Origin of the sequence: Streptomyces sp. NPDC049597 (genome assembly GCF_040675505.1) — a bacterium.
GTDB lineage: Bacteria > Actinomycetota > Actinomycetes > Streptomycetales > Streptomycetaceae > Streptomyces.
The window spans coordinates 1-10,856 of record NZ_JBFAOY010000016.1 but is presented as its reverse complement, the minus strand read 5'-3'; the positions used below and the strand labels follow the sequence as shown (position 1 = coordinate 10,856).

The 10,856-nt window shown below is 72.5% G+C and carries 9 protein-coding genes; 5 read left to right on the top strand and 4 right to left on the bottom strand.

What is annotated here, in order from left to right:
- Window positions 1-2 precede the first annotated feature (2 nt).
- Complete coding sequence (meaB, locus tag AB0K02_RS19465) at window positions 3-992, top strand: methylmalonyl Co-A mutase-associated GTPase MeaB (RefSeq protein WP_365993682.1); 990 nt, start codon at window positions 3-5, stop codon at window positions 990-992.
- A gap of 195 nt (window positions 993-1,187) precedes the next feature.
- Entirely contained in the window at window positions 1,188-1,745 is a 558-nt protein-coding gene (locus AB0K02_RS19460) for a type 1 glutamine amidotransferase domain-containing protein (RefSeq protein WP_365993681.1), read from the top strand.
- 82 nt (window positions 1,746-1,827) lie between these two features.
- On the opposite strand, the gene AB0K02_RS19455 is transcribed toward AB0K02_RS19460, so the two are convergent.
- Entirely contained in the window at window positions 1,828-2,070 is a 243-nt protein-coding gene (locus tag AB0K02_RS19455) for a DUF6158 family protein (RefSeq protein ID WP_365993680.1), read from the bottom strand.
- Window positions 2,071-2,336: 266 nt separating this feature from the next.
- Between AB0K02_RS19455 and AB0K02_RS19450 the strand changes: the two genes are divergently transcribed.
- Window positions 2,337-3,041: an endonuclease gene (locus AB0K02_RS19450; protein ID WP_365993679.1), complete on the top strand. Its 705-nt coding sequence runs from the start codon at window positions 2,337-2,339 to the stop codon at window positions 3,039-3,041.
- A 140-nt stretch (window positions 3,042-3,181) separates the two neighbouring features.
- Here AB0K02_RS19450 and AB0K02_RS19445 read toward each other — a convergent pair whose 3' ends face one another.
- Window positions 3,182-3,505, bottom strand: a complete 324-nt coding sequence (locus tag AB0K02_RS19445; RefSeq protein ID WP_365993678.1) for a plasmid stabilization protein — start codon at window positions 3,503-3,505, stop codon at window positions 3,182-3,184.
- Between the two features lie 290 nt (window positions 3,506-3,795).
- Here AB0K02_RS19445 and AB0K02_RS19440 point away from each other — a divergent pair, with 290 nt between their 5' ends.
- Entirely contained in the window at window positions 3,796-6,075 is a 2,280-nt protein-coding gene (locus AB0K02_RS19440) for a SpoIIE family protein phosphatase (protein ID WP_365993677.1), read from the top strand.
- 187 nt (window positions 6,076-6,262) lie between these two features.
- Here the strand turns inward: AB0K02_RS19440 and AB0K02_RS19435 are convergent, their stop codons facing one another.
- Window positions 6,263-9,205, bottom strand: coding sequence for a HAMP domain-containing protein (locus AB0K02_RS19435; protein WP_365993676.1), 2,943 nt, complete (start codon window positions 9,203-9,205; stop codon window positions 6,263-6,265).
- A gap of 166 nt (window positions 9,206-9,371) precedes the next feature.
- Window positions 9,372-9,797: an ATP-binding protein gene (locus AB0K02_RS19430; RefSeq protein ID WP_365993675.1), complete on the bottom strand. Its 426-nt coding sequence runs from the start codon at window positions 9,795-9,797 to the stop codon at window positions 9,372-9,374.
- A 129-nt stretch (window positions 9,798-9,926) separates the two neighbouring features.
- Here AB0K02_RS19430 and AB0K02_RS19425 point away from each other — a divergent pair, with 129 nt between their 5' ends.
- On the top strand, window positions 9,927-10,799 hold the full coding sequence (locus tag AB0K02_RS19425) for an RNA polymerase sigma factor SigF (RefSeq protein ID WP_365993674.1): 873 nt from the start codon (window positions 9,927-9,929) through the stop codon (window positions 10,797-10,799).
- Window positions 10,800-10,856: the final 57 nt, after the last annotated feature.

Below are 10,856 nucleotides of genomic sequence, written 5' to 3'. Positions count from 1 at the left end.
CCATGCCGCCGAAGATCGACATCGACGCCTACGTCAAGGGCGTGCGGGACGGCTCGCGGGCGTACGTCGCCCGTGCCGTCACGCTCGTCGAGTCCACCCGCGCCGACCACAAGGTGCTCGCGCAGCAGTTGCTCACCGAACTGCTGCCGTACGCGGGGTCGGCCCGGCGGGTGGGCATCAGCGGTGTGCCCGGCGTCGGCAAATCCACGTTCATCGACGCGCTCGGGTCGATGCTCACGGGCCTGGGCCACCGGGTCGCGGTCCTCGCTGTGGACCCGTCCTCCACGCGGACCGGCGGCTCGATCCTGGGCGACAAGACCCGGATGGAGCGGCTCGCGACGGATCCGGCCGCTTTCGTGCGGCCCTCCCCCAGCGCGGGCACGCTCGGCGGTGTGGCGAAGGCGACCCGCGAGACGATCATCGTGATGGAGGCCGCCGGGTACGACGTCGTACTGGTCGAGACGGTCGGTGTCGGCCAGTCCGAGACCGCGGTGGCGGACATGGTCGACTCGTTCCTGCTGCTGAGCCTCGCCCGCACCGGGGACCAGCTCCAGGGCATCAAGAAGGGCGTGCTGGAGCTCGCCGACGTGATCGCCGTGAACAAGGCGGACGGCCCGCACGAGCGCGACGCCCGGTCCGCCGCCAGGGAACTGGCCGGCGCCTTGCGGCTGATGAACCCGGCCGACGCCGCGTGGACCCCTCCGGTGCTGTCGTGCAGCGCCCGCGAGGGCACGGGGCTCGACACGGTGTGGGAGCGGCTGGAGCAGCACCGGACGGTGCTGGAGTCGACGGGCAGGCTGGCGGCCAAACGGCGTGACCAGCAGATCGACTGGACCTGGGCCATGGTCCGCGACGCGCTGGTGGAACAGCTGCACCGGCACCCGGCCGTGCAGGAACTCGCGCCGGACGTCGAACGCCGGGTCCGGGAGGGCACGCTGACCGCGACATCGGCGGCGGAGCGGCTGCTCGAAGCGTTCGCGCGGCCGCGGTAGGGGCCCTGGAGCCACGGGAGCCGGGTACGGACCGCCGTCCGCACCCGGCCTCATCCCATCGGCCGCTCGACCGGACATCCGGGTTCCCCTCGGGGCCCGCTCCAAACCCGGGAAACGGCGGTGGTGTCGCCGCCCGGGCTCCGGGTACTCGCCCCGTCAGACAAGCCGACGGACCGAGCGAGGAGCGTTTCCCTCATGCGGATCGCATTTCTGACGGCACACGAGGGCGTGGAGCAGATCGAGCTCACCGACCCGTGGGAGGCCGCGAAGCACGCGGGCCACGAGCCGAGGCTGATCGCGACGCGCCCCGGCACGGTGCGGGCCTTCCACCACCTCGACAAGGCGGACACCTTCCCCGTGGACCAGACGGTGTCCGACGCGTCCGCGGACGACTACGACGCGCTGGTGCTGCCGGGCGGCCTGGCCAACCCCGACGCGCTGCGCATGGACGGCAAGGCGGTCGCCTTCGTCCGGTCCTTCTTCGACGCCGGCAAGCCGGTCGCCGCGATCTGCCACGCCCCGTGGACGCTGGTGGAGGCCGACGTCGTCCGCGGGCGCACGCTGACGTCCTGGCCCAGCCTGCGCACCGACATCCGCAACGCGGGCGGCCACTGGGTGGACGAACAGGTGCAGGTCTGCCAGGCGGCGCCGAGCACCCTGATCACGAGCCGCAAGCCGGGCGATCTCAAGGCGTTCTGCGCGGCGTTCACCGCCGAGTTCGCGCACAGCTCCGGCGTCGCCGCGGGCCGCTGACCTCGGCGGCCGGGCCGCTGATCGAGGCGGCACCGGGGCCCGGCCCCGGTGCCGCGAGGGCGTGCCCGGTCAGCCGTACCCGTCAGCTGTGCCCGCGCGAACGGGCGCCCTCGCGCGTGCGTCCCGAGGCGACCGGGCGCTCGGGGTGGCGGCGCAGGTACTCTGCCTCCAGCTCCTTCATGCGCGCGTCGTGCGCCGTGAACGCGGCCGCCGACCCGTACAGCAGCGTGTCGTGACGGCTGCGGTGGATGCTCTCCAACTCGCGCAGCAGGTCCTGCTCGTCCAGGCGTGCCGGGTCGATGCCCTGGCGCTCGGTCTCGTTCACGGCCAACCGTCCCTTCCGATCGTCGCTGTGCCCCGCGCCGCCTCGGCGCGGAACGGCGTGTCGCCGCCCACCGAGCGGGTACCCGCTCGTGACGCGATATCCGGCCTCCGAGGGAGGAAGACCATGGAGCCGGCGATTCCCACCCCTCTCCCCGAGCGTCCCCGACCGCGCGGGAGCGTGCAGGTCGACACGGCCTGGACGGACGAGTCCGCTCGCCCCCGGCGCGTCGCGCCATCGCGAGGGCCGTACGGGAAGGGCGGGCGGAGATGACCGCGCGGACCGCTTCCCCCACCAGGCAGCGCGAGGTCCTGCGGGCGCTGCTCGACGAGCACGGCAGCACCTACGCCGAGGAGGCGGGCATCCGGCTGCGCAACACCCCGCAGTCGCTGTACCGGCTGCTCGTGCTCACCTGTCTGCTCAGCGCCCGCATCCGCAGCTCGGCCGCGGTCGCCTCCGCGCGGGAGCTCAGCCGTGCGGGCATGCGCAGCGCACGCGCCATGGCCGACGCGTCCTGGCAGGACAGGGTCGACGCCCTCGGCAGGGGCGGCTACCGGCGTTACGACGAGAGCACGGCGACGCAGCTGGGCAAGGCGGCCGAGCTGGTGCTCGACAAGTACGGCGGAGACCTGCGCCGCATGCGCGACGAGGCCGGAGGGGACGCCGGGAAGCTGCGGAAGCTGCTGCGGGAGGTGCCAGGTCTCGGACCGGCCGGGGTGGAGATCTTCCTGCGAGAGGTGCAGGGCGTGTGGCCGGAGGCGGGTCCGCTGCTGGACGACAAGGCCCTGGACGGTGCCCGCCGGCTGGGCCTGCCCGCCGACGCGCGAACCCTTCTCACGTCCGCCCGCGGCCTGAAGTCCGCGCGGAACACCGACCCGGCGCATCTCGCGGCGGCGCTCGTCCGGGCGGCGGTGGACACCGGAGTCGCCGATGCGGTGGCGGCGGAGAGCGGCGGGGCTGCCGCGAAGAACTGAACGGCGCGCGGTCTCCGACGACGTCACCCGCGCGGTCACCGACGACGTCACCGAGGACTCCCGCACATGATTCGGCCGACCGGGTGACGAGGGTGCGCCCGGCCGGCCGGACCGCTGGAAGGGACGGGCCCGAAAGGCCGTCACTTGCCGAGGGAACGCTTCAGTTCGGCCTTGTTCATGGAGGAGCGGCCGTGCACGTTGCGGCGCTGCGCCTCCGCGTACAGCTGGTCGTACGTGGGGCCCTCGGAGCCCTTTCCCGAACGCTTCCCGCCGCGGCTCGATGAGGACATGTCCTGCTTGGACGTCTTGCTCGCCGTACGGGACTCGCCCGAGCGGGCCCGTTCCTTGTTGACCGTCCGCGCCGCGATCTCCTTGGCGCGCTTGCCGCTCTCGCCGCGCTGCTCGGCGCTCTCCTTGATGTGCTCGTACTGCCGTTCCCTCTTGGGACTGGAACCGCGGGGCATGTCTACTCCTTCGACCGGGACGGAACCGACCCGTCCACCGTGCGCCGCACCGGACGGTGCCGCAATCGCCGCCGCCGAGCGCTGCGGCGATCGGGTACTGCGGGTACCCGCGCCGGCCGGCGGCAATCCGGCGCCGCAGATTCTCGCAACGGCCTGTCCGGCGGATCGGAGCGATGCCGGAAAGCGCCGGCGCACGCATGTGCCGCCGTACCCCGCCGCGCGTAAACTCCACAGCGGGGCGGCGATCGTTCCCGGTCGCCCGCGCTTCCCGAGAGGGAGTGGTCGAGCACATGCCTGCGCACAGGCCCTTCGACGGCGGCGGCGGGCAGAACCACACGCCGGCGGTTCTCCAGCGGCTCACCGAGGAGAACGCCGCGCTGCGGGACGACCTCACCCGACGGCATCTGACCGACGTGGCCACCGGCATCCTCGTCGCACAGCTGGGGACCTCGCCGTCCGAGGCCGCCGAGCATCTGGTGCGGCTGGCGCGGGCCGCCACGACGAGCCCGGAGGACATCGCCGCCGACATCGTCAACGGCGTGGCCGGGTCCCTCGCCGTCTCCGCGCCCCCTGCCCCGGACCGCGAGCAGGGAAGCACCCTGTGGACCGACGCCCGCCGGCTGCGTCAGGTCACGGCCGCGGCGGAGGCCGAGGAGTCCGTCTCCAGGGGTGCCGCCACGCTGCTGGAGGGCGGCCTGCGTCCGCTCGGCGTGGACGCTCTGTGGCTGTGGCGGCTGACGGAGTCCGGCTGCCTGGAGCTCATGGGTCATGCGGGGGCCGGTGCCCTGGAGGCGGCTCAGTGGCGGTGGATCCCGCCGGCCGCGCCGTTGCCCCTGCGCCGGGCGCTCACCGACGGCGAGCCGGTCTGGCTGCCGTCCGGCCCCGCCGACGGGGACGTGCTGCCGGGCCCCTCCGCGCGGGCCGCGCGGGCGGTCCTCCCGCTGCGCGTGCGCGGCTCCGCGGTGGGTCTTGCCCTGGCCGTCTGGCCGGACAGCACCGAGCTGGACGAGCGGGTGCGCGTCGCGCTGCCGGCTCTCGTCGAGGTCGCGGGCCGGCTGCTGGGCGCGGCGGCCGAGCCGCTCGCCGAACTGCCCGCGCTGGACGACCTCCTGGACTGTCTGGTCGGTCCCGCGATGACGCTGCACCGGGACCCGGGCGACTCTGCCCTGACGGTCGAGCACGTGAACGCGCAGGCGGCCGAGGCGCTCGGCGGGGCCCACCGGGTGGCGGGCCGTCCGATCGAGGTGGCGTTCCCCCTGGTGCACAGGGACCTGTCGGCGATGGCCCGGCGCGCACAGTACGCGGGCTTCCTCCAGCGGGCGGCACGGCTGCCCGCCGAGCACCACGGCGACCGGTCCCCGGCTCCGCTCCTGGACGTGCGGGTCCTCCCGGCGGGCAGGGACCGTGCCGTCGTCCTGTGGCACACGGCGAGCGACCGCCGCACGGCGGTCGGCCGCGCGGTGGGGCGTCTGCAGGGCCTCGCCCTGTTCGAGGACGACCTGATGGCGGGCCGGACGACGTGGACCGAGCAGACGTACGCGATCTTCGGCATGCCGCGTGACGCGGTCCCGGTCCCCCTTTCCGAACTGCGTCCGCGCGTGCACCCCGAGGACACGGACGATCTCGCGGAGCTGCTCGCCGATCTGGTGGATCGCCGCAAGGGCGCGTCGGCCGTGGTCCGGGTGCTGCGGCAGGACGGCGGTCCCCGTCACGTGCGGATCGCCGCCGAGCCGCTGCTGCGCGAGTCCACGCTCACCGGGATCACCGGCGTCTACCAGGACATCTCCGCCGAGTACCACACGGAGGTCGCGCTCACCGCGACGTTCGACCAGCTCAACGCGGTGCGCGCGCAGGCCGTTCTGCGGCACCGGCTGGTGCTCCAGTTGCAGCAGGCCATCGTGCCGGAGATCCCGCCGCCGGCCCTGCTGCCGGGGCTGAGCGCGGCGGCCCGCTACCGGCCGGCGGCGGCCGAGTACCGGGTGGGCGGTGACTGGTACGACATCCTGCCGCTGCCGGACGGGCAGGTGCTGGTGGCGGTGGGGGACGTCGCGGGACACGGGATCGACTCGGCCACGGGCATGGTCGCCCTGCGCAACGCCCTGCGGGGACTGGCGTTCACGGGTCATCCGCCCGGACGGCTCATGGACTGGCTCAACGAGGTGACGCTGCACGCCCCGGGACATCCCACCGCCACGGCCGTGTGTGCGCTGTACGACCCGACGGACCGCGTCCTGCGCTGGTCGAGCGCGGGCCATCTGCCCCTGCTGCTGGTACGGGAGGGCACGGCCCGGCTGCTGGAACCGCCGCACGACATCCTGCTGGGCGCGCTGCCGACGACCTCGTACGGCGAGAGGACGACCCGTCTGGTCCCCGGCGACACGCTGTTGCTGTTCACGGACGGCCTCATCGAGCGGCGCCACGACGGCCTGGACAAGGGCCTGGACGCCCTGCGCCTGACCGCGGAGGAACTCGGCCCGTGCTCCGTCGAGGAACAGGTGGACCGACTGCTGCGCGAGGCCACCGGCGACACGGACGACGACACCAGCCTGATCGCCATCCGCGCCTCCTGACGCTACCGGGCGGCCGGCCCCTCCTGACGCTACCGGGCGGCCGCGCCTCCTGACGCCGGGCGGACGCGGGGCGACCTGGCCACCGCCTGCGGCTCCACCCCGCGGTTCCCCGTGTGCGCCCCGCACACGCCGCCGCTCCCCTGCCTACGCTCCGTACACGCCGCGGGTCCGCCGCATCGCCGCGCGGTCAGGGGCTGTGCGTCTCTCCCAGCAGGCCCCGGATCTTCGCCAGCAGCCGCAGGGCGTCCACGGGCTTGGCCACGTAGTCGTCGGCGCCCGCGGCGAGGGCGTCGGCCCGGTCGCCCGGCATGGCCTTGGCGGTGACGACGACGACCGGCACGTGCCGGAGGTCCCGCATGGCGGCCATGGTCGCGTATCCGTCCATGTCGGCCATCATCACGTCCATCACGACGAGCCCGATCTCGTCGTGCGTCCGCAGCAGTTCGATGCCGTCCCTGCCGTTGTCGGCGGTCAGCACGCTGATGCCCTCGCTCTCGAGGATCTCGGTGAGCGCGAACACGTTGCGTCTGTCGTCGTCCACGACGAGGACGGTGTGGCCGCCGGCGGGTGTGCCCCCGGCGGACACGTCCCTCTCCTCCGGGGCGGTGCCCGTCATCGACACGTCGGACGAGCCGCCTCGCCCGTGGACGGGCAGGAAGAGGGTGAAGCAACTGCCGCGTCCGGGACTGCTGTCGACCTCGATCACCCCGCCCAGCAGACTGGCGACCTCCCGGCTGATGGACAGGCCGAGGCCGGTGCCGCCGTAGTGGCGTGAGGTGGTGCCGTCCCCCTGCTGGAAGGCGCCGAACATGCTCTCCAGACGGTCGGCGGGGATGCCGATGCCGGTGTCGCGGACGTGGAAGGCGACAACGGCTCCGGTGCCGCGCAACGGGGCGGGCACCTCGTCGTCCGGGACACTCGCGACGCGCAGTTCGACCCGGCCCCGCTCGGTGAACTTCAGGGCGTTGGACAGCAGGTTGCGCAGTATCTGGCGCAGCCGCGACTCGTCGGTGGTCAGGCGGTCGGGGGTGCCGGGCTCCGCGATCACCTCGAAGGCGAGCTCGTGCTCGCCCGCGACGGGCCGGAACGTGGCCTCGACGTACTCCAGGAGGTCGGAGACGGCGAAGGGGGCCGGGTGGACGGGCATCTTGCCGGCCTCGACCTTCGACAGGTCCAGGATGTCGTTGATGAGCTGGAGCAGGTCGGAGCCGGCCGAGTGGATGACCTGCGCGTAGTCGACCTGCTTCTCGGTCAGGTTGCCTTCGACGTTCTGCGCGAGGAGCTGGGCCAGGATGAGCAGGCTGTTGAGCGGAGTGCGCAGTTCATGGCTCATGTTGGCCAGGAACTCGGACTTGTACATCGACGTACGGGACAACTGCTGGGCGCGCGCCTCCAGTTCCTGGCGGGCCTGCTCGATCTCCAGGTTCTTGCGCTCGATGTCGCGGTTGCGGTCGGCCAGCAGAGCCGCCTTCTCCTTGAGCTCGGCGTTGGAACGCTGGAGTTCCTCCTGACGAGCGGTCAGCTCCTTTGACCGCGCGCTGAGTTCGGCGGTGAGACGCTGCGACTGCTCCAGCAGTTCGTCGGTTCGGCTGTTGGCGAGGAGGGTGCTGACGTTGACGCCGACGATCTCGATGAACTGGTCGAGGAAGTCGCGGTGGACGACGGTCAGCGGGCGGACGGCGGCGAGTTCGACGACGGCGAGCACCTGCTCCTCGAGGACGACGGGCAGCACGAGCAGATGGCTCGGGTCGGCGCTGCCGGTGCCGGTCGTGACGGTGGCGTAGCCGGGCGGCAGGTCGTGCACCTCGACGGGGCGGCGGCTGTGCGCGGCCTGGCCGACGAGGGACTGGCCGAAGCGGAAGCGGCGAGGCTGTCCCCCGGGACCCTCGGGCGAGCCGTACGAGGCGATCATGACGAGCTCGGGCCCGTCGGCCCCCTCCTCGGCCAGGAAGAATCCGCCGTACTGGGCGCGTACCAGCGGCGGGACCTCCTCCATGATGCGTTCGGCGACGACGTCGAGGTTGCGGGTGCCCTGCATCAGTCCGGACATCCTGGCGAGGTTGCTCTTGAGCCAGTCCTGCTCCTCGTTGGCGCGGATGGTGGCGCGCAGGGACTCGACCATCGCGTTGATGTTGTCCTTGAGGTCACCGACCTCGCCGGGGGCCTCGACGGTGATGGAGCGGGTGAGGTCGCCCTCGGCGACGGCGCTGGTGACCTCGGCGATGGCCCGCACCTGACGGGTCAGGTTGCCGGCGAGTTCGTTGACGTTGTGGGTGAGCCGTTTCCAGGTGCCCGATACGCCCTCCACCTCCGCCTGCCCGCCGAGCCGGCCTTCGCTGCCGACCTCGCGGGCCACCCGGGTGACCTCCGCCGCGAACGACGACAGCTGGTCGACCATCGTGTTGATGGTGGTCTTCAGCTCCAGGATCTCGCCGCGCGCGTCGACGTCGATCTTGCGGGTGAGATCACCGCGCGCGACGGCCGTGGTGACCTGGGCGATGTTGCGCACCTGGTTGGTGAGGTTGTCCGCCATGGAGTTGACGTTGTCGGTGAGGTCCTTCCACGTGCCGGAGACGCCGCGGACGGTGGCCTGTCCGCCGAGGTTTCCGTCGGTGCCGACCTCGCGGGCCACCCGGGAGACCTCCTCGGCGAACGACGACAGCTGGTCGACCATCGTGTTGATGGTGGTCTTCAGCTCCAGGATCTCGCCGCGCGCGTCGACGTCGATCTTGCGCGTGAGATCACCGCGCGCGACGGCCGTGGCGACCTGGGCGATGGAGCGCACCTGGGAGGTGAGGTTGTCGGCCATGGTGTTCACGCCGGATGTGAGCTCGCTCCACACTCCGCTGCCCCGCGGTTCCCGCGCCTGGCCGCCGAGCAGCCCCTGGCCGCCGACCTCGCGGGCGACGCGGGTGACCTCGGAGGTGACCAGGGACAACTGGTCGACCATCTCGTTGTAGATCCCCGCGATCTCACCGAGCAGGTCCGAGGAGTCGCTCGCCAGCCGGACGGACAGGTCTCCGTCGCGTACGGCGACGAGGCCGGCGAGCAGTTTCCTCAGCTCCTCCTCGCTCAGCTCGGCGGGCGGCCGGCCCGGTTCCGGGCCCGGCGCGGGGGCGGACACATCCATCGCAGACCTCGTGCTGTGGGAGAGGCGCGGCGCCGCACGACTCGGGCGCGGGCGGCGTCGTCTACGGCTTCCTCCACTGTGGCACGCGGGCATGCGCGGGACACCCCAGCGGACCGCTCGGATTCGGGGATCGCCGGGTGTGGCTCACCTGGGGACCGGGTGCGGCTCACCTGGGGATGTCGACGGCGAACCACACCGTCTTGCCGGTGCCGTGCCGGGCCCAGCCCCATTCGGCGGAGAGCCGCTCCAGCAGGTAGAGACCGTGTCCGGAGGAGCGGGCGGCACGGTGCGGGCCGTGGGGGCGGGGGCGGACCGCGCTGGTGTCACTGACCTGGACCCAGATGCGGCCGGGTCCCCGGTCGAGCTCCAGCTCGTAGGGGAAGCCACCGTGCCGGTACGCGTTGGTCACGATCTCGGACACGAGCAGCAGCACGTCGCCCATGGCCACGGCCACGGCGGGTCCGGTCTGCGGGAACCAGTCGTGCAGGGCCTCACGCGTCAGGTCGCGGCAGCGCGCCACGACCCCCGGTCCGCCGTCGAGAGCGAACCGGCGGCCGGTCGAGACCGGGCTCAGTTCCGGTGGGCTTCCCATAACGTGCCAGTGCCCATCAAATCTGCATCAAAGCATGTAAAAGTGGGAATGCCCTCTCACAACAGGGATTCGCCCGACGGTCCCGCTGCAGCCGACAGCGCCGGCCTCTGCCCCGTCGAAGGAAACCCGATGTCCAGCACCACAGACACCCAGCCGTCTCCCGCGACCGTGGCGCCGTGTCCCGGCGGCACCGGCCGCGCCGGGGTGGCCGGACTGCCGCAGATCCGCGATCCCCGGACCGTCAGCCCGGCGGACGCCCGTCCGCTCTCGGCCGCGCTTCTGCGGCGTCTGGCCGAGCTCGACGAGGGCACCGCGGAGTACGCGTACGTCCGCAACACGCTGGTCGAGCTCAACCTGAGCCTGGTGAAGTTCGCGGCGGCCCGTTTCGGCAACCGTGCCGAGCCGATGGAGGACATCATCCAGGTCGGCACGATCGGCCTCATCAAGGCGATCAACCGCTTCGACGTGCGGCGCGAGGTGGAGTTCGCCTCCTTCGCGCTGCCGACCGTGGTCGGGGAGATCAAGCGGTACTTCCGCGATTCCAGCTGGTCGGTCCGTGTCCCGAGGCGGCTCCAGGAACTGCGCATCGACCTGGCGAAGGCGCTCGACGTGCTGGAGCAGCAGCTGGGCCGCAGGCCCACCACGGCCGAGCTGGCCGAGCACCTGCACGTGAGCGAGGAGGAAGTGCTGGAGGGTGAGCGCGCCGCCAACGGCTACACCGCCCAGTCCCTGGACACGGCGGTCAACGACGACGACGCCTCCACCGGTGTCTCGCGCCGACTGGGCGTGGAGGACCCCGCGTTCGACATCGTGGACAGTCTGGAAGCGCTCAAGCCGCTCATCGCGACCCTCGACGAGCGCGACCGGCTGATCCTGTCGCTGCGCTTCCGCGAGGAGCTCACCCAGGCGGAGATAGGCGAGCGGCTGGGCATCTCGCAGATGCACGTCTCCCGGCTGCTCGCGCGGATCCTCGGCACGCTGCGCGAAGGCATCATGGCCTGACCTCCGAAGATCGCCGATCCCCGGAGGTGGGGGGGGGGGCCGGGCGGGCGCGGCAAG